Raw genomic sequence first — 24,245 nt, 5'->3', positions numbered from 1 at the left:
ATTCTAGACTGCATTAAGTTTCAAAGAGTAGTAATCTCTAAGTGAATCGGAAATACTTTCAACGTGATTTTAAAATATCTGCAAACAATTATAAAAAAATCACATTGTTTCGAATTTAAAATGGACTAACAATTTTTGAAAATTGGTTATAGACTTTTGTATTTAAACTAAATGAAGAAAATAAAAAACCGACTTCTTACAAAGTCGGTTTTTTATTAAACTTTAAAATTTATTTAATCTACGCCATTTCTGAGCCAAGCCTCATAAATATCAACCTCAGGAGTGTAATCTATAGGTTTTCCTATATCATTACCTTTAGAATCTTGAATGACATAAAGCGGTTGGGCAGCAGTTGCATAATTATTTCTTTGAAACTCCATCCATTTGTCACCAATTGTTCTCACTTTTTTTCCTGTCACCTCTGAAATATACTGTTCACTTTCGGGCAGGCGATTTCTATCGTCCACATAAAGTGATATGAGAACAAATTCATTTTTAAGCATATTTAATACTTTGGGATCACTCCATACACGCTCTTCCATCTTACGACAGTTCACGCAAGCCCATCCAGTAAAATCTATTAATATAGGTTTATCAACTATTTGAGCATATGCAAGACCTTTTTCATAATCGTGGAAAGCTACGATATCATGAACTGCTAAGTGAGCTCCTTCAGGCAACTGTTTAGTAGATTCAATTTTAGTATATCCAACACCATAAGGTGATTCAGCATAATTTAATGGTGGTGGAAACCCTGAAATAATCTTCAATGGCGCTCCCCAAAGACCAGGAATCATATAAATAGTAAAAGTGAGAACTATTAAACCCATAATTAGCCTACCTACTGAAATACTATTTTCTGGACCATCATGAGGCAACTTTATTTTACCCAATAGATATAAAGCGAGCACACCAAAAATCGCTATCCATAAAGTTATAAAGACTTCTCTTTCTATCAAATGAGTTTGATAAACTAAATCTGCAGCAGATAAGAACTTAAGCGCTAGAGCAAGCTCTAGAAATCCTAAAACTACTTTTACAGTGTTCAACCATCCGCCAGATTTAGGAAGTGAATTCATCCAACCTGGAAAAATCGCAAACAGTGCAAAAGGTAATGCAATCGCAAGTGAAAACCCTAACATCCCTATAACCGGTGCAATTCCTCCTTTAGATGCTGCTTCAACAATAAGCGAACCTACAATAGGTCCAGTGCATGAGAAAGAAACTATCGCAAGAGCTAGTGCCATGAAGAAAATTCCCGCAATTCCACCACGATTAGCTTTTTCATCGGCTTTATTAGCCCAAGATTGTGGTAATCTAATCTCAAATGCTCCAAGAAATGATATTGCAAAAATCACCAAGATTATAAAAAATGCAACATTAAAATAAACGTTGGTACTCAATTCGTTCAGTGACTCAGAACCAAATATTGCTGTGACAACAGTTCCCAATAAGACATAAATAACTATTATAAAAACGCCATATAAGATAGCATTAGAAATTCCCTTTGCTCTATTTTTACTCTGCTTAGTAAAAAAACTCACCGTAAGAGGAATCATTGGGAAAACACACGGCGTTAACAACGCCGCAAAACCTGATAAAAAAGCAATAATAAAAATAGTCCAAAGACTTCTATCTTTATCATCATCAACAACTATATCGTCTTCTTTATCTTTTTTTTTTGAAGATTCTACTTCCTTATCTGAAGATTTATTTCCTTCTTTAAATGGTATTTCTGATGCTGGAGCTCCCTTTGCTACCAGAGGTTCACGCTCTTCGTCTAAATAACGCTCTATTATATTTTCTGCACCTTCTGGAATTTGAGCACTAGAATTTATTTTATAAAACAAAGGTTTACCTGTAGGTCTTAAACATCTTTCTTCATCACAAGTCATAAAAAAAGCCTCTCCCACAATATATTGTAAATCAGTGTCTAATAACTTAATTTTCTGTTTAAATACCGCTATATCTGAAAATTGATACACGTTAAATTCCCATACTGGAGAAAACTCTGCATAAGAACCTATTTCCTTATTTACCCCAATGAGCTCAATCTTCTCTTCTACTTCATAGAAACTTATAGTGGTCGCAACTGGTCCTAGATCATCACCTACAGAAGTTTGAGAGTATAGATGCCATCCAGGCTCTAGAATCGCCGTAGTAACTAGCTCATATTCTGTGTCAGAAATTTTATTAACTTCAGTGGTCCAAGATGCAGGATCTTCTTGCGCATATAGGTGTAATGAAATAATGGCTGTTAATACAAAAAGAAGCTTTTTCATAATTCAATAGTTATTTCTAAAATAGTTGTTGTCTTTTCTGTAACAGTATAATGTTTGCTTGTCCTTATTCCTAGAAGCCAGATGATGTCGCTATCACATGTCAATACTAAGGATTTTTCTCGTTTTAATGAAGTAATTTTAAGATCTGTTAAAAAATCACTTATTAATTTAGTTCCTTTCATCCCATAAGGACTCATGCGATCACCTTTTTCCCAGTTCCTAAGTACTAATGGGCCAGCAATACCATCACTATCGATAAGTAATTTGTTTTTATCAGGTAATACTGATTTTAAATAATCTAAAGGTTCCTGCGTTTTCACTAGTTGAACTTGAAGACGACCTTCAGGAAGCTGTAATGATCCATTTTTTACATCTATTTTTTCATACAAATTCTGGTGTGTTACCATCTTAGTTAGTTCTAAATCAGAGTTATTCTTAATTAATTTTACGTCTCCTGACTTAATAAATTTACCGTTTTCACCATCTAAAAGATTCATTGCATCATCGATATGAAATGAGTATTCTCTAAGTAACTCAAAAAGATAAGCACGAGGCTGGACGGTAGCTTTTAACTTTTCAATATTTATAAAGAGATTACCATTATTAATTGTAGTTCCGCTTTCGCGAAAGCGGGCTACCTCAACATCTAATAATACTTCTGAATCTTTTAGATAACTAAGAGTTTTTGAAAAGTTATTATCTAGATGAGGCAAAACATCCTTAAGTAAAGGAATTAAGTCGTGACGTAGTTTATTGCGCAGGTATTTTGTTGAGGTGTTGCTACTGTCTTCTCGCCATTTGATTTTGTTTTGAAGTGCATACTCCTCAATTTCCTTACTAGAAAAATCTAATAAAGGGCGTAAGATGATGCCATTGCGATCTCTTATACCGGTTAAACCATGAATTCCAGCGCCACGACCTAAGTTAATTAGAAAAGTTTCTAATTGATCGTCCATATGATGCGCTACTAGCACATGCTTTATATCGTTCTCTATAGCTATTTCTTCAAAAGCCTCATATCTCAAATCTCTAGCTGCCATTTGAATACTTATTCCTCGTTGTTGTGCAGCTTTTTCCGTATCAAAATGTAAGGTGTAAACTTTATTCTCTAAGTGTATTGCTAGTTCAGTTACGAAGTCTTCATCTTGATCACTCTCTGCTCCTCTTAAATTAAAATTACAATGTATGATATCAAACTTAAGCTGGCAGGCATGTAATAAATGTACTAGAACAGTACTATCCTTTCCTCCACTGCAAGCAACAGCTACTTTTCTTGAAAGAATCTCGGGATAGTTCTTTTTAATATGTTCTTTGAACCTTTCTAACATTACACCTTTTCTTCAAATTCAAAACCTTGTTTTGCTAGCACCTCAAAAAGAGCTTTTGCTTTAAGCAAGCATTCTTCATATTCTTTCTCTGGACTTGCAGCAGCCGTAATAGCACTTCCCACAGAAAATGAAAGCGTATTCTTTTCTTGATTATACAAAATGGTTCTAATGACTACATTGAAATCAAAGTCATCATCAGGTGTAAAATAACCTATAGCACCACTATACAAACCTCGTTTAAACGATTCATTTTGTTCAATGATTTCCATAGCACTAATCTTGGGTGCTCCAGTCATACTACCCATAGGAAACGTGCTTTTTATCGCATCAATTGCGGTATATTTTTCATCTAACTCAGAAACTACAGTACTGATCATTTGGTGTACTTGCTTAAACGTATAGATTCCAAAAAGTTCCTCAACCTTAACAGAGCCTTTCACAGCTGTTTTTGAAAGATCATTTCTTACTAAGTCAACAATCATTACATTTTCTGATCTTTCTTTTGGATCATGATAAAGTTGATCCTTGAAAATATCATCTTCAATGATGTGAAAAGATCTTTTTGCTGTTCCTTTGATAGGTTGAGAAATGAGTTGCTTCCCTATCTTTTTTAAATACCTCTCTGGACTTGCACTCATTATATGATAGGAACCTAATCGAGCATAAACAGCAAATGGTGGTTCACTAATATCATTAAGGTCGTAGAATGCCTGTTGCGGATTTAAAGAAGCCTCTCTTGCATAAAACTGAGTACAAAAATTTGCTTCATAGATATCTCCTCGATGAATATGATCTAGAAACCTTTGCGCTTTTGCAAGATAAGCTGCTTTAGAATCTCTAGCAATCAACAGTCCTTGCTCTGGAAAATTTGCATCAACTGGAACTTTATAATTCTTAATATTCTCAATAAGTCTATTTGCCGCTGGTTGAGATGTGATATAACTATGAATCTTTACTTGAGATTCTGTAAATTCAAAAACCAGTTCTGGGACAAAAAAATACAAATCTGGAAACTCAGTAACATCTTCATGAACACTTTTTAATTGCTCTAGTTCATTTTTAAGATCATAGCCTAAAAATCCAAACATCCAGTCTTGATATTCTTTCCTAAACACCTCTAAACGTTCAAAAGCATTACCAGAGTCACACTTTATGTAATCTATGGCTCCTACAGCAATAAGCGCAGAATAAGTATCGTTCTTCAGGTTTCCATGATTACTTTCAAGGTATATCAAATGTTTTTCTGAAGCATAAAAAGCCAGCAATTTCTTTTTAAAAATCGCTGGCTTTTCAATTGTACAACTATGAATTTGTCTTTGCTTCATGATCTCAAAGGTAATATTTGTGAAGAAAGCAAAATGCTATTTTAATTAAAAAATAGCACTTCAAAGAACTTAATTATTAAAACGAATACTGCAAAGTACCTCTTATGAAAAAAGGAGTTCCCGGAGTAAAATGTATTTCTTCTACAGACTGTGATTCATTTGCCAGTCTAGACTCTGTAGCAAATTGAGTTTCATTCCATTTTACATCAAAAAGGTTTTGTACTGCAATTCCTAATCTTAAGTTATTAGATAAATCATAGTTGACATTGAAGTCTGTCACAAAATAGCCTTCAGCAACAATAGAATTATCTTCGTTTGCAGCTCGATCTCCTATATAGCGATATCTTAGACCTGCATTAAATTTTTTATAATTTTTTAGACTTATTCCACCTACTAGAGTAAGCTCAGGAGCCAGTGGTATAAAATCTTCATCATCTGGTTCTTCAATTGCTCTTGCATGAGCATAATTGATGTTACTGTCTAAGAACAAATACTCTGATAGTTGATATTTAAAACCTAGATCAAATCCATAACGTTCCGTCTTGCCGCTAGGCTCTACAATTCCTGCGTCACCTACATAGACAAATTCTTGTTCTAAAAACAGATACCATATTGCACTGTTTAAAATGAATTTATCACTTACTTTCCAGATAGAGCCTAAATCACTTCCATATGATTTTGGTAATATCTTATCGGCACTATTTTCTAATACTACTCTTGTATCATTACTGTGCAACCCTACTCCATTTCTCAAGTACAACTTTAAGCTATTACTAACTTCGTAATTAAAATTTAATTTAGGTAATAAAGCTTCAGCAGTTTGTGATTGAGTATCGTATGTAGCTGCTAGAGCATCCTTGTAATTAAACTTAAATCGTTCAAATCTCAGACCAGCATCTATCATTAAATTGTCAATAAACCACTCTGCTCCTACAAAAGCTGATGCATTTGTTTCATTAATATCACCTAACTGTATATTTTCAAGAGTTTCTCTTCTGTTTAAAGTTCGTGATAATCCAGAAGATTCAGTTCTATCATTACGCAATCCTAGACCAGCTTTAATATTGAATCGATTACCTGCAAGCTCTGTTTTATATTTGTAATTTGCTTTGAAACCTAGTATGTCACGAGATTCTTGTTGTCTTATTTGATCGCCATTAATAGGGTCTTCAAGAAAAAACGTGAAGTTAGAAAACAGCAAGAAGTCGTAGTGAGAATAGTATAGCGTAGTTTGCAACTCTTCCTTATCGCTTACATCCATGTCGTAATTAAGTACTAAACTTGTTCTAGAGGTCTCTCCACCTTCTGTATCATCAATAGCACCAAAACGATTAATTATTCCCTGATCAACTGCTCTTTGAGGAATTTGTCCACTAGCGTCCCATTCACTGTCAAAATGAGAAACACTCATACTGAAACGGTCTCCATTATCTGCAGTATGTTGAAGCTTTCCAAAAAGATTAATCCTATCAAAATTCTGCGGACTTTCAAAAGGACCGTCAAAGGTTAAATACTCAGTAGCCACAAAAGCTGAAGTATGTGAGTTATCAACTAATTGCACTAATCCTAAATAACGTTGATAATTGAAATCTCCTATTTCAAATGTAATATTGCTTTTATCTAAATAATTTTTAGTTCTAAAATCTACATGTCCTGCAGTAGCAAAATTTCCTACCGTTTCATCATAACTTCCTATACCGTATGAAATGTTATTAATGGTCTCTGGTATTACAAAGTGAAGATCTGCATATCCTTGTCCGTGAGCATGAGATACCATATTTACTGGCATTCCATCTACGTTAATAGCTACATCAGTACCATGATCGATGTCAAAACCTCTCAGAAAAATTTGTTCTGCTTTCCCGCCACCAGCGTGTTGACCAATAAAAAGTCCTGGTACCGTTCTCAGTAATTCTTGAGTAGAAGTTACTGGATTAATTTTTAAATCTACATTAGCAAGTACATTAAGCGTTTCTACGTCATTACTAATAGTTATAGCGTCTAAGTCTAGAGAAGCTAAGGAAAGGACAATTTGTAAAACCTCGTTCTCCTCTTGCACAATGGTGCTGCTCGCTTCATAACCGATGTGAGAAAAGCGTAATTCATCCCTACTTTCAACATCGACTAGTGAAAAATATCCTTTTGCATTAGTATGTGTGTGGTTGCCAGATTCTACATGTAACACATATACATCCTTAAGGGGTTTACCTGATTCGTCCTTTACAAAACCGGTAATGTTATGTGCGATTGTAGCGTATGAAATGAAGAAAAAGATTGTTGTTAATATCGCTTTCGCGAAAGCGGAACATTGAAAAGGTGTTAGCATGTTTAAAGTTTTGTTAGTCGCTCTAGATACGTAAACATGAGGAGTAAAAGATGTAAATAATATGTTAACAGAGGAAAAATTTAGAAACAAAAAAACCGACTTTCTTAAAGAAAATCGGTTTAATAGTATATCTAAATGATATTACACGTGAAGTGCTCTGTCTTCAGTCGCAGCAAGTGCTGCTTCTTTTACTGCTTCAGAATAGGTAGGGTGAGCGTGAGACATTCTTGCAATATCTTCTGCACTAGCTCTAAATTCCATTGCGGTTACTCCTTCTGCAATAAGGTCTGCTGCGCGAGCTCCTATCATGTGAACACCTAGAACCTCATCAGTAACTTTATCTGCCAGGATTTTTACAAGACCGTCTATATCTCCAGAGGCACGAGATCTTCCTAATGCGCGCATAGGGAAAGATCCTGCTTTATATTCAATTCCTGCTTCTTTTAATTCTTCTTCGGTTTTACCTACGCTAGCAACTTCTGGCCATGTGTATACTACGTTAGGAATTAAATTGTAATTAATGTGTGGCTTTTGACCGGCGATCGTTTCTGCTACAAAAACACCTTCTTCCTCTGCTTTATGTGCTAGCATGATTCCTCTTACTACGTCACCTATTGCATAGATATTAGAAACGTTAGTTTGCATATGATCATTAACTTCAACCTGACCACGTTCATTTATCTTTACACCTGCTGCAGTTGCATCTAACTTATCTGTATAAGGTCTTCTTCCTACAGAGACTAAACAGTAATCTCCTTCAAAAGTAACTTCTTCTCCTTTTTTGTTTTTGGCAGTTACAGTTACGGTATCACCGTTGCGTTCAACCTTATTAACCGCGTGAGATAAGTGAAATTTAATTTTTTGCTTTTTGAGAACTTTCATTAATTCTTTAGAGAGAACTTTATCCATGGCTGGCGTGATGCGATCCATATACTCGATTACAGTAACTTCAGCTCCGAGTCTTTTGTATACCTGACCTAATTCAAGACCTATAACTCCACCACCTATCACGATCATGTGCTTAGGAATTTCTTTTAAAGAAAGTGCTTCTGTAGAAGTGATAACTCTTTCTTTATCTAGGGTAATAAAAGGAAGTGAACCTGGTTTTGAACCAGTAGCAATAATTGTATTTGTTGCTTCAATAGTTTCCGTTTTCTCTCCTTCTATTTTTATGTGTGTAGCATCTACAAAAGATCCCATACCGGTAAAAACATCTACCTCGTTCTTTTTCATTAAGAAATCGATTCCTGCGCAAGTCGTATCAACCACTTGCTTTTTGCGAGCAATCATTTTCTCAAAATTGATTTTCACCTCTCCAGGAATTTCTATACCATGCTCTTCAAAGTGCTTCATAGCATCATCATAATGATGTGAAGAGTCTAAAAGTGCTTTAGAAGGTATACATCCTACATTAAGACATGTACCACCTAATGTGTTATATTTTTCAATAATGGCAGTTTTCATACCTAATTGTGCGCATCTAATTGCGGCTACATATCCACCAGGACCTGATCCTATTACTGCAACATCATACTTACTCATAAGAGTTGTTTTTTATTATACAAATTTGAATTACAAAGGTAAGAAAACAGTCGCTATTTGTTGAGATGATTGTATTTTAAATGATATAGAATCCTATGGAATTCTTCTTGATAAGATAAACAGTTTGCTCTCTTTATTATCCACAAATCAAAAACTGTTTCTATCTCAAACAATACACTACAACTGCGACTGTAATTCTATAACTTTTTGTAAGGTCTTATGATTAAACGTGCAGCACGATCAAAATTGAAGTAATTATAAATCCAATTTAAAAATACCACTAATCTATTTCTCACACCTACTAAAAAGTAAAGGTGCACACCTAACCAAGCAATCCATGCAAGGAAACCACCTAGCGTATAAGATTTAATATCTGCGACGGCTCTATTTCTACCTATGGTAGCCATACTTCCTTTATCAAAATAACTGAACTCTTTAAGAGACTTATTTTCTAGAAGTCTTTTAAAGTTTTTGATCAGTAGTTTACCTTGTTGTATAGCAGGTTGTGCTACCTGTGGATGACCTTCTGGGAACTCTGGAGTTTTCATGAGCGCAATATCTCCGATGGCAAATAGATCCTCATAGCCTTCTACTCTATTCATTCTATCTACTATAAGTCGCTGTGATTTTTTATCAACACTTTCTTCACGTATTCCTGCTACAGGACTACCTATTACTCCAGCACTCCAGATAAATGTGAGTGCCTTAATTTTTAAATCAGTATTGGTGATAACAGTTTCATCTTTATATTCTTTAACCATGACATTAAGATGGACATTCACTCCTAACTCTTTCAAGTATTTTTCGGCTTTTTGAGATGCCTTTTTACTCATACTTGCGAGCACTCTATCAGATCCATCAAGAAGATGAATTTCCATATAATCTGGATTAAGGTCTGGATAGTCGTTAGGTAAAACACCGTTTTTAAACTCTGCAAATGCTCCGGCAAGCTCTGCTCCTGTAGGTCCAGCTCCAGAAAGAACAATGCGCATCAACTTTTTTTGTTCTTCCACATCACTAGTAAGAGTCGCTTTCTCTAAGTTTTGCAGCATGTAACTTCTTATATTAAGCGCTTGAGGGACGCTTTTCATTTTCAATGATGCTTTTTCCAGCTCTTCATTGCCAAAGAAATTAGTCCTAGTACCAGTAGCTAGAACTAGATAATCATAACTCACTTCACCTATTGAGGTCTTAAGTTTTTTAAGTACAGGCTCTACGGACTCTACTTCAGCCAGACGAAATATGAAGTTTTTACGGTTTTCTACCAGGCCTCGTAAAGGAAATGCGATGGAATCTGGTTCTAATCCACTTGTAGCCACTTGATACATAAGAGGCTGAAAATTGTGATAATTATGACGATCTATAAGTACGACTTGATATTTTTGATTGGTAAGCTTTCGCGAAAGCGTAATACCACCAAAACCACCGCCTACAATAATTACTCTAGGTAGGTCTGACTGCGGTATATTCATTAGATTTTCTTTTAACAAATATAAATTTAACACCTCTAATTATCGAGTAGTTAACATTCTTTTCTAAGTTGTGTAACGTTTCTAAAAAACGAATGACTTATCGTTTAACCATTCCATTAAAAAGTGAGTAAAAAACTCGAAAAAGAATTTGTAAAACAGTTAAATGAGAATCAGAATATAGTGCATAAAATATGCCGCCTATATACTAATGATCAACATGCGCACAATGATTTATTTCAAGAAGTCACGGTGCAGCTATGGAGAGCGTATCCAAAGTTTAGAGGAGATTCAAAATTTAGCACCTGGATGTATAGAGTTGCTTTAAATACAGCAATTACTTTATATCGCAAATCTACAAGACGAGTTAAAACTCAAGACTATGATTCTGTTCAATTTAAAATTGAAGATCAACAAGAAGATGATGAGCAAATGGAGCAGCTTACTTTACTCTATGGTGCAGTTAAACAACTCAACGATATAGAAAAAGCACTTGTCTTTTTATATCTAGAAGACAAAAACTATAGAGAAATAGCAGAAACCATGGGAATCACTGAAGTTAACGCGAGAGTGAAGATGAACAGAATCAAAACTAAATTAACTAAAATTATTAATCCATAAAGTCATGGATCAACTAGATATACTTAAAAAGAACTGGCAATCGCAAACTAGCGATACACCACACTTCTCTACGGAGCAGTTAAAAGGCTTACTTGCTCATAAATCAACAGGTATCGTTAAATGGTTATTCATCATAGCGATGATTGAATTTTTTGTATTTATAATTTTAGGAGTGATTTCTCACTTCTACAATCAAAGTAGCGATATAGATGTGATAGGAATTATGGGGAAACCATTTTATTACGGTACTTCCATTTTACATTACACTGTAATCATAGGGTTTATTTATCTGTTTTACAGAAATTACAGAAATATATCTGTGGCACAACCTACTAGGTCGCTTATGAAAAATATCTTAAAAACGAGACGTACTATGAAATGGTATATCTGGTACAACCTTATTTATATAATGGTTGTAGGGATGATAGGTATGACTTTAGTAATTCCTAATGATCCACAAATTGTAGCTTTAATGAATAGGCCTGAAATGGCTGGTAAAGAAACACTTATGTATTTTGTGTTCTTAGGAGTTTCGTTTGTAGTGTTTTTATTGATATGTATAGTAATGTACCTTATCTATTTACTGATTTACGGTATTTTATTAAAAAGGCTCAACCGTAATTATAAAGAACTAAAGCGCATGGAAGTTTAATCATTTCCTTTTTATTAACGCATCAAATCCCTAATAGCTGTTAATGCATTAGGGATTTTTTTGTAACTAATAAACAAAATATTTTAATTTATTACTGAATAAAATCTTTACTCTCGCTTTAGAATAATAGCGTTATTTTCTGTAAAATCTATAGGTCTTTGATTATTGAAATTCATCGCAAATAACATCTCATTGTCATTTATAAATCGAGCAATACAAAGTAACTTCTTTTGCTCTCCTGACTCTAATTTAGTCACAACAAGGTCTATTTTTATAGGAAGAACCTCATCACTTACTACATAAGTCATACTTCCTTTTTTACCTCTTAAGGTAAATTCTTTTCCTCCCATAACTTTATTACCGATACCTAATGCAGCATATCCTTCTTCTTGAAATTCAATAAAGCCTATTTCTTTTCCATCATCTGCCGTCCATTTACCTACAAATTTATCTTGAGCAACTGCGCTTATAATAGAAAGCATTTGTACTAGTACTGTTATTACCAAAAGTTTTTTCATTGATCTTTTTTAAATATTAATATCATTCAAAAAAAAATGCACCTTAACGAGTGCATTTTCAAATATATAAAAGCTTGATTAGTACCTTAGAACTTATAACCTACTGATAAATGAACTGTACCTGGTAGTTGAGATCTATCTTCTCCATCAGTTACATTATCTATAATATCAGAAAATCCATAAGTAAGCGTTCCTTTAAGGTATAAGTTATACTCTCTCAAGTCATAGCCTAAACCAAAAGTTCCTGCAAAACTTGTATTTACTGTGTCTTCAATTTCTTCATAATCTGCATCGTCAATTGAAACGTCTCCTTTAAGTAAAAAACCTATTTGTGGTCCAAAGTGTATGCTTAGATTTTTGTAAGCATAATATTTGAACTGAAAAGGAACATTGATATACTGAAGTCTCACGTCTGAATTAACGCCACTTGTTTCAAATTCTTCTCCTTCTACAGAATATAGTAGACTTGCTTCATAAGACCATTTCTCTGCAAAAGGTAATTCGGCTACCGCTCCTATATGAAAACCTAATCGGGCATTTTCAAATAGACCATCTTCACCAGAGCCAAAATTATCAATTTTTGAAAAGTTAACTCCACCTATAACCCCATAGGAAAAGTCTTGAGCTGTTACAGTAAAGCTTGCTAGAAATAAAGCAACTAAGGAAAAATAAATAGTTTTCATTTTTATGTTTTTGGTATAGATGTCAAATATATAAAAATGCTTTTGTTTATTAGTTTTTTATTTTAATAGATGTTAAAGTTTAAAAATACAGATATTTTGAACAAAAATTAATATTATGTTAAAATTTTTAGTTTTTAGTTTTTAGTTTTATAAGGAACTTAAAATTAAATAATTATGGTAAATTTACTTTTCTTTTTATCCTTTTTCTTTCAAAATGATTATAAATATTGCAATTGTGGCAATTTTGAAGATGGAATTGTAACTTATCAAGTGATTGGTGCAGAAAGCGGTTGCTGTAGTGGTGAAGCTGGCGAATTTGGACAGATAAGCTATTATGAACCTTCTGGAGGAGCTTGGAAACTTGTTGGTTTTACTGCTGTAGGTGGTGCAGGTGGTCAAGAAATATGTTGTCAAAATCAAAATTCTTAAAACTTATTAAACATGAAAAAAATAATATTTTTACTTATCGCAATTACATTAATAGGATGTACTTCAGAAAATGATAAAGCTTCAAACGAAGCTCCACTGACAAAAGAGGCTTTTAAAACCCCTTTAGATTCTAATGTATGGAAAGCTTTATCAGGAAATCAATTCAAAAATGCAAATGAAGTTTTTTTAGCCTATGAGAAGGAAAAAAAAATGTATAACAGTCAATTACATTTCGACAATACAATGTCCATGTGGCACAAAGCACTGTTCAATTATTCTAAAGATTTGAAAATAGAACAAGTTAATGTAATTCTTAATGATATGGATTCAATGGAATTTAATTCTGTTTCTTTTAGGACTTATTATAGATTACTTTATCATCATAACAAAGAAATTACAAACTACCGAAGTAAAGTAAATGATTTCTACAAAAAAAATATTAACTATTTAACTTCAGCTGATTGGAAAAATGTAGAATTGAAGGAACAAATTATCAAAAATTTAAATAAGGAACATTTTGTTTTTAAATAATTAAACCTATGAAAAATTTAATATTATTGTTTTTTCTTACTTACGGAATCTCGCTAAATGCTGTCGAAAACCATTCTTGTGGATGCGGGAGTTTTGAAGATAGTATTGTCCACTATCAAGTACAGGAAGGTCAAGGTTGTTGTGGAACTTTATCAAGTGATACCGCTTTAGAAGGATTTTATGAACAAAATGAAGGTCAATGGGAATTGGTTGAAGTAAATTCTATTTCAGCTTCAAGTGCTCAAAAACGGTGTTGTCCTTAATTTATAACGTTAAAAAGACTGAAATAACCTTTTAAAACTATTTCAGTCTCTTTTTTCTATTCGCTTCGTAATCGGTAAAAATCATTTCGCCTAATCCCTGAAGTCCCGTAAAAAATGCCTTTCCTTGATTTGCTTCGGTAAAATTATCTACAAAACGCTGTAAATAGGGATCGTTTGCGATCATAAAAGTTGTAATAGGAATATGCAACCTTCTAGCTTGAGCAGCCATGGTATAACATTTATCTACTATATATTCATCGAGCCCGTTTGAATTTTTGTAATAAGTTCCATCTTTTAAACGCAGGCAGCTAGGCTTTCCATCTGTAATCATAAAGATTTGCTTATTGGTATTCCGTTTTCTTCTTAAGATGTCCATTGCTAGTTGCAATCCAGCGACTGTATTTGTATGATAAGGACCTACTTTAAGGTAAGGAAGGTCAGCTATTTTAATGGGCCAAGAATCATTACCAAAAACAATAATATCCAGTGTATCTTTAGGATATCGAGTTGTAATTAATTCTGCTAACGCCATTGCTACTTTCTTTGCTGGTGTGATTCTATCTTCTCCATAAAGAATCATGGAGTGCGAAATGTCAATCATTAAAACGGTGCTCATTTGAGCTTTAAATTGAGAATCTTCTACCACAAGATCATCTTCCGTCAGGTTAAAATTACCCATTCCATGATTGATTTGAGCGTTGCGCAAACTCTCTGTCATTGAAATACGATCCAGTCCATCACCAAACCTATATGGACGGTAATCACCGCTATGCTCATCTCCTTGACCTAATTTTCCTGTCTTGTGGTTACCGCTCGCACCTTTACGCATATTACCAAAAATCTGATCTAGTGCATGCTTACGAAGTAACTGTTCTGTTTTGGCAGTAATAGAAAATCTTCCAGGTCTATCTCCATCACCTTCTTCTCCTTCTTGATTCTCATCATTAGGATCAAATTCTTCCCGTATATAACCTCGAGCTTTTAAATCTTCAATAAAATCGTCTATTGTGTACTCTGGAGTGGTAAGTTTATATTCCTTATCTAATTCTCTTAACCAATTAATAGCCTCGTCAAAATCGCCCGATGTATGTGTTATAAGCTCTTTAAATATTTCAAATAATTTATCAAAAGGATCTTTCTCTTCTGGATTATAATATTCAAACTTAAAACCTAATCTTTCTTGTGCCATGATTTAAAAATAAATTACAAAAGCTTTAGTGCCATTGTAATTTCCACATTTAACATTGGTTTGTGTTTAAATAGATAGATTTACCGACTTAGAATGATTGTTTACCATAAGTTAATGCTGTTTCGCTTTCGCGAAAGCGGAATAGAACTTATTTTTGCAGCCGCTAAAAAAACAAAGAAGATGAATAAACATGCTTGGCACGATGTAAGTTATGGAGCAGATGCTCCTGGTCATGTAACTGGAATAATAGAAATCCCTAAAAATACTAGGGCAAAATATGAATTAGACAAAGAATCTGGAATGCTTATTCTTGATCGAGTAATCTATTCTTCTATGTATTATCCTACTAATTATGGTTTTATTCCTCAGACTTTTTGTGATGATCAAGATCCACTGGATATTCTTGTGTTATCGCAAATAGAAATAGTACCTATGTGCCTTGTAGAAGCTAAAGTTATAGGCGTGATGCAAATGCTAGACGGTGGTGAAATGGATGATAAGATTATCGCTGTAGCTGCAAACGATATGTCTGTAGCTCATTTTAATGATGTAAGTGAATTACCAGAATACTGGAAAAAAGAAATGCGTAACTTTTTTCAAGATTATAAAAAATTAGAAAATAAAACGGTGGAAGTAGAAGAGTTCCAAGGTCGTGACAAAGCACTTGCTATCGTAAATCAAGCAATTGAAGATTACAAAAAAGAATTTAATAAATAATTCTAAAGTCATACGTACACATTATTTAAACTATTACTTAAAGCTGACTCATCATGAGATGAATCAGCTTTTTTTTTGCTAGTCATTGAAAACTGTGATTTGTTAATATTGCTTTAACACAATCCATAATTGAGCTCGTAGTGATTATATTTATTACATAAAATTTAATATATGATTAGTCAAAAAATTAAGTGGTCTTTGGGTTTATTGTTAGTGGTAGCTTTAATTATCGCTACTAATTTTATAGATAGGAATAACTATCAACGCATACAGGATTCTGTTGCCTCGATATATGAAGATCGATTAATTGCAAAAGACTACATATTTGATATGCAAATAGAAGTGCATGAAAAAGAATTATTGCTGGCAAAAGGTAATGACTCTACATACCTTAAACAAGGTAATGGCTCTAAAAACAGAATTAATGAATTGATTGATGGATTTTCTGAAACGAAGTTAACTAGGGAAGAACAACGTGTTTTTACAAATCTTCAAGAAGAAATAGAAGCCCTATTTGCAATAGAAGCTTCCTACGCTACTACTCCAGAAAAACTTTCGATTTCTTCACGATTAAGCGCACAATTGAATAGTATTAATAATAACCTTCTACAACTAGCCGATATTCAAATTAACGAAGGAAAAAGACAGATGCAAGTAGGTAAAAAAGCCATGGAATCTGTAGATTTATTGACACAACTAGAAATATGGATAGTTATTATTATCGCTATTATTATTCAAATTGTAATTCTCTACCGTCCTACCTCTACTGACTAATACGTTATCACTTAATAACTCTATTTACTTTGAATTTGTTGCAAAGAATCATGAGCTGTTCCTGTAACGCTTCTTTCTATCTCATTTACTTTTACGTTATAAGATTTCAACCTGTACTGCAACCAGTTAGCTAGACGTTGTTTGATGTCAAGCCTTCTCTCTACTGCTAGCGTTGTATCGTTAAAAACTATATTATAAACAGATATAGTATCTGTTCTTTGCGTTATAAAGTCCTTGTTTACAGACTCTGCATAACTCATACTAGCTATCTCTGGATAATTGAAACGTACTTCTTTACTGATAATATCAAAGTCTTTACCTTGCTGACTTAATCTACGTAATTCATTTTCTAAGGCCGCAATACGTACATCTTTATTTTGAATTTGCTTCATTTGACCTATGAGTTCTTCTTGAACTAATTCTACGTCATCATTATTATTAGATAGAATTTTAGAACCCTGAAAAAACTCAATCTCGCTTCCTTCTAGTTCTTCAATAGTATAAAATTTATTTTTCCATGCTTCAATGGTAGGTTGTGGAACTATTTCTCCTAACATTACTATGTCAAGTTTATTAGTCTCTTTATTCCATTCTTTTGTAGGACGCATCCCTACATAATCTATCGTATTTTTAAAATATTCATCTACGGCTATTTCTTTTACTTGTGCAGAGTAAAGCTGGTAAAATAAAACTACTGAAGGTAATAATACAAAAACTCCAATTGCTGTTGCCCATCTAGAAACACGTTTACGCTTAGCTTGATTTGCATATTTTACCATAGGAAACTTAAGTAGTTTACAAACTACAAAAGTGGCTAATGCTATAAAAACCGCATTAATACAGAATAAATACATCGCTCCTCCAAAAACTTTTAAACTACCAGTAGCAATCCCAAAACCGGCTGTACACAATGGTGGCATTAATGCAGTTGCGATAGCTACACCTGCGATGGCATTTGAGATCGTACCTTTCTTTGCTTTAGCAACTATTAACGCGAGTCCACCAAATATTGCAATAAGTACATCTAAAATGGTAGGAAATGTTCGAGCATCAAGCTCACTGGTAATTTCTTTTATAGGTGTAATTAAAAAATATAACGAAGCGGTAAGCAAAGATAAACCTACCATTACTAGCAGGTTAGTCCAAGAACGACGCATCATAGTGTCATCATTAATAGCTGTTCCTAATCCCATTCCTACGATAGGTCCCATAAGAGGAGATATTAACATGGCTCCTATTACGACCGCGGTAGAGTCAGCATTTAATCCTATAGAAGCTACAAAAATGGAGAAGATAAGAATCCACGCATTATGACCTTGAAACGAGATATCTTTTCTTACGGCTTCAATGGTTTCATCTCTATCAGAATCTTGTCGTATATCCAGTAAATCGTGCAAAAACGCCATCGTACTTTCCCATATTCCCGAAATGCGTTGTTGATTTGTATTCAGGTTATTATCTGAAGATGTTTCACTATTAGTTTGTTGCGTCTCCATTACCCTATATTATTACCGTACTTTGCCATAGCTTGATTGCGTATTTCTTTTATTTCTTGTTCAGCGGTAATAGGTATGATCATTAGAACATCGTCTTCATCTACAATAATATAATTCTCTAATCCTTGCACTATTACTTTTTTTCCAGCAGCGGTTCTTATCATATTACCACAAGATTTAAATGACATCAAATCTGCATTTACCACTGCACTTTTATTATCATTTTTATCAAGCTTGTCATATAGAGAACCCCAAGTCCCAAGATCGTTCCAAGAGAATCTTGCTGGTAACACATAAACAGCATCACTTTTTTCCATTATGGCATAATCTACTGAGATGTTTTCAGCATTTGGGTAATTTGTTTCTAACCACTCTTTTTCCTCACTAGTATTAAATACAGGTAATCCATTTTTAAAGTGAGAAGTTAATTGAGGTTGCGCTTTCGCGAAAGCGGAAACAACACCATCTACATTCCATATAAAAATCCCGGCATTCCATAAAAAGTTACCTGCTTGTATGAAGCTTTTGGCCGTTTCAAGATCTGGTTTTTCTCTGAATTGTGAGACTTTTTTAAGTTGATCATCTTCTTGATTATATTCAATATACCCAAAACCAGTATTAGGTGAAGTAGGTTGTATACCTAATGTTAACAAAGCATTCTTATTCTTATCACAAAAATCAAATGCCGTTGTAAGGTCTTCATTAAAAATATCTTCTTCCTCAATATAATGGTCACTAGGTGCTACGATCATATTTGCAGTAGGATCCATTTTCTGAATTTTCAAAGCAGCAAGTAAAATACACGGTGCTGTGTTGCGCATAGCTGGCTCTGCCACTATGTTTTCAATAGACACTTTAGGTAGTTGTTGTTTTACTAACTGGACATAGTCTGCATTTGTAAGAACGAGAATTTGTGAAGGTGGAATTTGTTCTTTTAAACGGTCATAAGTCATTTGCAATAATGATCTCCCTAAACCTAACATATCATGAAATTGTTTAGGAAATGATTGTTTACTCACTGGCCAAAATCTAGATCCTACTCCACCAGCCATGATGACTGCATAATTATTACTTTTCATACTTTGCTTACTTAATCTACTGTTTAAAATAGAAACGTTTAGAACCTTAAGTGTCCACCACTCTAAGTTTTAACTAATACCACTTGTGCATTAGGCTGAAATAAATAAATCTTACCAGAATCTATTTCAAGGCAATTATAACGCTTACGTAATTTACTTCCTTTTTGATATTTCTTACCGTTAGAATGTAAAAAAATTGCGCCTTCTTGCAATTCAAAGATATAGCTTTTATGAGTTTCTGGATCATAACTTTTTAAGGCTACACTCATCATTGCATCTGTATCGCTACTGGCCTTGGGGTTTTTAAAATGCCTCGCAAGGATAGGTAATAAGTCTGTAGGGAAAATTTCTGGTCTTAAAAATGGTAACATGAGTTGCTGGAATGTATACTTCCACTCTACTCCATGTGGTTTTATCGATCTACCATATTTTTGAAACGCAATAAGATGAGCTATTTCATGAATTAAGGTAATAGTAAATCTATACTTATTTAAATTTGCATTAATGGTGATAACATGTGAGCCATCTTGATTCTTACGATAATCACCATGTCTAGTCTTTCTTTCATTAACTATTTTTAAATGAATATTATTTTGCTCTATTAAAGCAGTCAACGGTGAGACAGCTACTGGAGGCAAATATTTATTTAAAACACTCATATAGTAAAAATTCAAAAAAGATGGAATATATTAAAATCTAGGCAACTGAGCTAGACTCTACAGGTGCAATTTTACATACAAATTTTTTTATAAAATTTACGATTCTTAATTCATTGTCGTTATGTTTGTAAGCTTGATATAGATTGATAAAAAAGTACTAAAATATTATTGTAGTAGAGAAAATATGAGAAAAGAAGCTAGAGAAAAAGGATGGAATGAAAAGAAGACTAATGATAGCTGGGCTACCTTCAAAATATTATCTGAATTTGTAATGGGGTTTGAGCGCATGAGCCGTATAGGTCCGTGTGTTTCCATCTTTGGAAGTGCTAGATTAAAACCTGAAAATGACTACTATAAACTAGCGACAGAAATAGCTGGTAAAATAGTAGATAACGGTTATGGTGTTATTACTGGTGGTGGACCAGGTATTATGGAAGCAGGAAATAAAGGAGCACACCTTGCTGGTGGTACCTCAGTAGGTTTAAATATCACTTTACCTTTTGAACAACATGACAATCCATATATAGACAGTGATAAAAGTCTTGATTTTGATTACTTTTTTGCTCGTAAAGTTATGTTTGTAAAATACTCACAAGGCTTTGTAGTGATGCCAGGTGGTTTTGGGACTCTGGACGAATTATTTGAAGCTATAACTTTAATCCAGACTAACAAAATAGGAAAGTTCCCTATCATCTTAGTAGGTACTGACTTCTGGAGTGGACTTTTAGACTGGATCAAGAACACACTTGACAAAAAGTTCTTCACTATTTCTCCTGAAGATATAGATTTATTGCACGTAGTAGATACGAGTGATGAAGCCGTAAACATCATCAACGAGTTTTATGCTAAATACAGCTTAAGTCCTAATTTCTAAAAACCACATATACTTTAAGTACGTTTATATAGTTATGTTATACATACTGTAACGTTAAGTGTTATAAATGTCATAACTGTACAACCGATAGTATCCAACTTTCTGACCAAAGGCAAATCAATTTTTTATATGATTAAGAAGTTAGCACTTATTTTGCTTTTGTTTTCTTGTTGCATAAATGCGCAGCATACCACTAATATTATCGCTACCCTAGATAGTGAGAACGATCAATTGAATATCAAACAGACATTGATAATTAATAATGAAAGTAGCACTACATGGGACCATATAATTCTTTTAGATTGGGCAAATGCGTTTTCTTCAAATCAAACGCCGCTTGCCATAAGATTTGCAGAAGATTTTAAAAATAGGTTTCAATTCTCAAATGTAGAAGAGCGAGGTTACACGTCCATAGATGCTAGTAGTAAACTCAATGAAGATATTAAATTAACTCGTTTACCTGAGCAACAAGATATTATCAAACTTGCTTTCACAAATCCTATTAAATCTGGTGAAACACGCACGGTAGAATTAAATTATGTTACTAAAATACCAGAAGATAATTTCACAGAATACGGTAAGAACAGTAAAGGAGAATACAACCTTAAATACTGGTATTTACATCCTGCACCGTTTATAGATGGTGCCTTCCAGTACTATTCTCATAAAGATTTAGATGATTTTCATGGTGCTCCATTGAATTTTTCAGTTTCATTACACTTACCAGCGTCGCATCGTGCAATTAGTAACCTTACCAAAAAAATTGAAGCACCTCAAAACAATGGAAATAGTTACCTCTTTACAGGTGAAAATTATTATGAGGCTGTTCTACACATCCTTAAAGACGTAGATGTTTATAAAACCTATAGCGTGCCAGGTATAAATATTGTTACCGATATTGAAGATAAAAGTGTACCGTTAGAAATTAAAGTTGTTTTTAACGATCGCATAGCTAGTTTTCTACAGAATAAATTAGGAGGCTATCCTCACGATAACTTATTTGTGTCAGATCGTTATTACCGAGAAAACCCAGTTTATGGATTAAGTTCATTACCTAGTTTTATAAATCCCTTTCCTGCTGGGTTTACCTATGAGATAAAAGTACTTAAAGCCTTAACTCGTAAATGGGTAGAAACTGGAATCCACGTAAATCCTAGAGAACAGGCGTGGATAGAAAAATCTCTCATTACTTATTTAATGATGGAGTATCAAAAAACATATTATCCAGATCTTAAAATAGGTGGTAAATTAAGTAACATTTGGGGTATACGAGGTTTTAATGCTGCAAACCTAAAGTTCAATGATAGTTATGCGCTTCTTTATCTCAATAGCGCAAGACAGAATCTCGACGAGGCTATCAACACTCCAGCAGATAAGCTGGTTAAATACAATCAGCAAATCGCAATTCCATTTAAAGCAGCTATAGGCTGGAGATTTCTAGATGATTATTTAGGAGAGTCAAGCGTTGAAAAATCTATTCAACAATTTTACGTTGCAAATCATCTTCAATTTACAGATACAGAAGATTTTAAGCAAATTTTAAGCAGTAATACTTACAAAAAAATAGACTGGTTCTTTGATGATTATATCACGACACATAAAAGGCTAGATTGGAAATTAAAAAAAGTAAAAAAGAATAAAGATTCTGTCACCTTTGAAATAAAAAATAAGTCATTATTAGAAATTCCAGTACCTATTTACCTCTTAAATGAGGATAGCATTGTGACTAAAAAATGGATAGAAGGAATTAAAAGTGATAGTATGATATCGCTTTCGCGAAAGCGTGCTACAAGAATAGCTATTAATCATGAAGGGCTTATCAGTGAGTTTAACCCTAGAGATAATTACAAAACTCTTAAAAGTTTTCCATCATTGAACAGGCCTTTAGAGTTTAGGTTATTTAAAGACATTGAAGATCCAGAAAGATCTCAAGTATTTCTTATGCCTGATGTTGAGTTTAATATTTACGATGGTATTACATTAGGAACGAGGTTTTACAACGGTAATTTACTTCCTAAACCTTTACGTTATAGTATCAAACCTGGTTATGGAACAAATTCAAATAAACTGGTTGGCTCCATAAGTTTAGGTTACAATCACCCTATTCAAGATCGAGAAGAGCGATTATTTTCTGTACGATATGGAATAAGCGGTAACACATTTTCTTATGCTGATGATTTAATGTTCCGTAGAGGAAGTGCATGGTTACAATTTGGATACCGTCCTGAAGATTTAAGAAGTAATAAAAGGCAAAGTTTAAGTTTCAGAAACGTTTATGTAGATCGTGACCGCAATCCTTTGAGTCCAGTGGATGAGCCGGACTACAATGTTTTTGCAATTAATTTTGCGCAATCTGATAATAATCTGAGACGTGTGTTTAATTATAATATAGGAACAGAAATCTCAAGTCAATTTACTAAGGCTACTTATAGATTTAACTGGCGTAGATTATTTAAGAATAATAGGCAGCTAGAGTTTAGAGCATTTGGTGGTGCTTTTTTGACTAATAATTCTCAATCCAGTGGTGATTATTTTTCATTTGCACTAGATCGACCTACAGATTACCTATTTGATTATAATTATTACGGAAGATCTGAAGACAGTGGTCTTTTCTCACAGCAGTTAATCATAGCAGAAGGTGGTTTTAAATCTCAACTAGAACCAGCATTTGCAAACCAATGGATCACTACAGTTAATGGATCCTATAGTATATGGAATTACATCCATGTTTATGGTGATGCTGGATTTGTAAAAAACAAAGGTCGCAGTGCAAAATTTGTATATGACTCAGGAATCAGATTAAATTTACTTCAAGACTTTTTTGAATTTTATTTTCCTATTTACAGCAACAACGGCTGGGAAATTGCACAGGATAATTACGACGAGAAAATACGATTTATCGTTACTCTAGACATTAACACTTTTGTAAAACTATTTAGTCGCCGTTGGTACTAGCTTTGCAATTGTAATTAGAAGGTTAAAAACGTACCTTTGCGATAAGACCCAAAAACAATGCAAAACACAGTGAAAGAACCACAACAACTAGCTAAAGAAGATTTCAAAGAAGAACTTATCAAGGACTACAAGCTTGCTGTCACCAGTCGAGAATGTAGCTTACTAGGTCGTCGAGAAGTACTTACAGGAAAAGCTAAGTTTGGAATTTTTGGTGATGGAAAAGAATTACCACAACTAGCATGGGCACGTTCTTTTGAAAATGGTGATTTCAGGAGTGGATACTACCGTGATCAAACTTTCATGATGGCCATAGGTGAGCTTAACATCCAGCAATTTTTTGCTGGACTTTATGCAAACACTGATATTAATGAAGAACCTATGAGTGCTGGACGACAGATGGGTGGTCATTTTGCAACGCATAGTTTAAATGAAGATGGAAGCTGGAAAAGATTAATAGATCAAAAGAATTCTAGTGCTGACATCTCTCCTACTGCTGGTCAAATGCCTAGACTTCTAGGTCTAGCACAAGCTTC

21 protein-coding genes and 1 pseudogene are annotated in these 24,245 nt (G+C 33.7%); 10 read left to right on the top strand and 12 right to left on the bottom strand.

Annotated features, from left to right (window positions below; all coding sequences use genetic code 11):
• Positions 1–233: 233 nt before the first annotated feature.
• The 6 genes from A9Q93_RS01015 to A9Q93_RS00990 form a co-directional block, all read right to left on the bottom strand.
• Positions 234–2,282: a protein-disulfide reductase DsbD gene (locus A9Q93_RS01015; RefSeq protein ID WP_303685518.1), complete on the bottom strand. Its 2,049-nt coding sequence runs from the start codon at positions 2,280–2,282 to the stop codon at positions 234–236.
• On the bottom strand, positions 2,279–3,610 hold the full coding sequence (gene tilS, locus A9Q93_RS01010; protein WP_303685517.1) for a tRNA lysidine(34) synthetase TilS: 1,332 nt from the start codon (positions 3,608–3,610) through the stop codon (positions 2,279–2,281). Before tilS ends, A9Q93_RS01015 begins: the two co-directional genes overlap by 4 nt.
• On the bottom strand, positions 3,610–4,935 hold the full coding sequence (locus tag A9Q93_RS01005; RefSeq protein ID WP_303685516.1) for an anthranilate synthase component I family protein: 1,326 nt from the start codon (positions 4,933–4,935) through the stop codon (positions 3,610–3,612). Before A9Q93_RS01005 ends, tilS begins: the two co-directional genes overlap by 1 nt.
• A 76-nt stretch (positions 4,936–5,011) precedes the next feature.
• Positions 5,012–7,261 carry a TonB-dependent receptor gene (locus A9Q93_RS01000; protein WP_303685515.1) on the bottom strand — a complete coding sequence of 750 codons (2,250 nt, stop codon included), beginning with the start codon at positions 7,259–7,261 and terminating at the stop codon, positions 5,012–5,014.
• Between the two features lie 141 nt (positions 7,262–7,402).
• Positions 7,403–8,803 carry a dihydrolipoyl dehydrogenase gene (lpdA, locus tag A9Q93_RS00995; protein WP_303685514.1) on the bottom strand — a complete coding sequence of 467 codons (1,401 nt, stop codon included), beginning with the start codon at positions 8,801–8,803 and terminating at the stop codon, positions 7,403–7,405.
• A gap of 197 nt (positions 8,804–9,000) precedes the next feature.
• Positions 9,001–10,275: an NAD(P)/FAD-dependent oxidoreductase gene (locus A9Q93_RS00990; RefSeq protein ID WP_303685513.1), complete on the bottom strand. Its 1,275-nt coding sequence runs from the start codon at positions 10,273–10,275 to the stop codon at positions 9,001–9,003.
• A 123-nt stretch (positions 10,276–10,398) separates the two neighbouring features.
• On the opposite strand from A9Q93_RS00990, the gene A9Q93_RS00985 reads away from it, so the two are divergent.
• Both A9Q93_RS00985 and A9Q93_RS00980 read left to right on the top strand, forming a co-directional pair.
• Positions 10,399–10,893 (top strand): RNA polymerase sigma factor, encoded by a 495-nt coding sequence (locus tag A9Q93_RS00985; RefSeq protein WP_303685512.1) that lies wholly within the window; start codon positions 10,399–10,401, stop codon positions 10,891–10,893.
• A gap of 4 nt (positions 10,894–10,897) precedes the next feature.
• On the top strand, positions 10,898–11,545 hold the full coding sequence (locus A9Q93_RS00980; RefSeq protein ID WP_303685511.1) for a hypothetical protein: 648 nt from the start codon (positions 10,898–10,900) through the stop codon (positions 11,543–11,545).
• Between the two features lie 107 nt (positions 11,546–11,652).
• Here A9Q93_RS00980 and A9Q93_RS00975 read toward each other — a convergent pair whose 3' ends face one another.
• Both A9Q93_RS00975 and A9Q93_RS00970 read right to left on the bottom strand, forming a co-directional pair.
• Positions 11,653–12,063, bottom strand: a complete 411-nt coding sequence (locus tag A9Q93_RS00975) for a hypothetical protein (protein ID WP_303685510.1) — start codon at positions 12,061–12,063, stop codon at positions 11,653–11,655.
• 86 nt (positions 12,064–12,149) lie between these two features.
• Positions 12,150–12,746 (bottom strand): porin family protein, encoded by a 597-nt coding sequence (locus A9Q93_RS00970; RefSeq protein WP_303685509.1) that lies wholly within the window; start codon positions 12,744–12,746, stop codon positions 12,150–12,152.
• Between the two features lie 174 nt (positions 12,747–12,920).
• Here A9Q93_RS00970 and A9Q93_RS00965 point away from each other — a divergent pair, with 174 nt between their 5' ends.
• From A9Q93_RS00965 to A9Q93_RS00955, 3 genes are read left to right on the top strand one after another with little or no spacing between them, the layout of a single operon-like run.
• Entirely contained in the window at positions 12,921–13,175 is a 255-nt protein-coding gene (locus tag A9Q93_RS00965) for a hypothetical protein (RefSeq protein ID WP_303685508.1), read from the top strand.
• A gap of 12 nt (positions 13,176–13,187) precedes the next feature.
• On the top strand, positions 13,188–13,706 hold the full coding sequence (locus A9Q93_RS00960) for a hypothetical protein (RefSeq protein WP_303685507.1): 519 nt from the start codon (positions 13,188–13,190) through the stop codon (positions 13,704–13,706).
• 8 nt (positions 13,707–13,714) lie between these two features.
• On the top strand, positions 13,715–13,969 hold the full coding sequence (locus A9Q93_RS00955; RefSeq protein ID WP_303685506.1) for a hypothetical protein: 255 nt from the start codon (positions 13,715–13,717) through the stop codon (positions 13,967–13,969).
• A 37-nt stretch (positions 13,970–14,006) separates the two neighbouring features.
• Here the strand turns inward: A9Q93_RS00955 and A9Q93_RS00950 are convergent, their stop codons facing one another.
• Entirely contained in the window at positions 14,007–15,158 is a 1,152-nt protein-coding gene (locus tag A9Q93_RS00950) for a VWA domain-containing protein (protein WP_303685505.1), read from the bottom strand.
• A 93-nt stretch (positions 15,159–15,251) separates the two neighbouring features.
• On the opposite strand from A9Q93_RS00950, the gene A9Q93_RS00945 reads away from it, so the two are divergent.
• The gene (locus A9Q93_RS00945; protein WP_303685504.1) at positions 15,252–15,875 is read left to right on the top strand and encodes an inorganic diphosphatase; all 624 of its coding nucleotides are present in this window, start codon (positions 15,252–15,254) and stop codon (positions 15,873–15,875) included.
• 171 nt (positions 15,876–16,046) lie between these two features.
• Positions 16,047–16,649, top strand: coding sequence for an MCP four helix bundle domain-containing protein (locus tag A9Q93_RS00940; protein ID WP_303685503.1), 603 nt, complete (start codon positions 16,047–16,049; stop codon positions 16,647–16,649).
• 20 nt (positions 16,650–16,669) lie between these two features.
• On the opposite strand, the gene A9Q93_RS00935 is transcribed toward A9Q93_RS00940, so the two are convergent.
• The 3 genes from A9Q93_RS00935 to A9Q93_RS00925 form a co-directional block, all read right to left on the bottom strand.
• Positions 16,670–18,145 carry a DUF389 domain-containing protein gene (locus A9Q93_RS00935; protein ID WP_303685502.1) on the bottom strand — a complete coding sequence of 492 codons (1,476 nt, stop codon included), beginning with the start codon at positions 18,143–18,145 and terminating at the stop codon, positions 16,670–16,672.
• A complete protein-coding gene (locus A9Q93_RS00930) occupies positions 18,145–19,224 on the bottom strand; it encodes a mannose-1-phosphate guanylyltransferase (RefSeq protein WP_303685501.1) in 1,080 nt (359 codons plus the stop codon). The genes A9Q93_RS00935 and A9Q93_RS00930 overlap by 1 nt, the downstream gene beginning before the upstream one ends.
• Before the next feature lie 62 nt (positions 19,225–19,286).
• Positions 19,287–19,883 carry a SprT-like domain-containing protein gene (locus A9Q93_RS00925; protein WP_303685500.1) on the bottom strand — a complete coding sequence of 199 codons (597 nt, stop codon included), beginning with the start codon at positions 19,881–19,883 and terminating at the stop codon, positions 19,287–19,289.
• A 184-nt stretch (positions 19,884–20,067) separates the two neighbouring features.
• On the opposite strand from A9Q93_RS00925, the gene A9Q93_RS00920 reads away from it, so the two are divergent.
• The 3 genes and pseudogenes from A9Q93_RS00920 to A9Q93_RS00910 form a co-directional block, all read left to right on the top strand.
• A complete protein-coding gene (locus A9Q93_RS00920) occupies positions 20,068–20,757 on the top strand; it encodes a TIGR00730 family Rossman fold protein (RefSeq protein WP_303685499.1) in 690 nt (229 codons plus the stop codon).
• A 129-nt stretch (positions 20,758–20,886) separates the two neighbouring features.
• On the top strand, positions 20,887–23,712 hold the full coding sequence (locus tag A9Q93_RS00915) for an aminopeptidase (protein ID WP_303685498.1): 2,826 nt from the start codon (positions 20,887–20,889) through the stop codon (positions 23,710–23,712).
• Between the two features lie 57 nt (positions 23,713–23,769).
• Positions 23,770–24,245, top strand: a pseudogene (locus A9Q93_RS00910) (transketolase); the annotation flags it as partial.

Origin of the sequence: Nonlabens dokdonensis, assembly GCF_002162835.1 — a bacterium.
Lineage (GTDB): Bacteria > Bacteroidota > Bacteroidia > Flavobacteriales > Flavobacteriaceae > Nonlabens > Nonlabens dokdonensis_B.
This window is presented reverse-complemented; position numbering and strand designations above follow the sequence as displayed.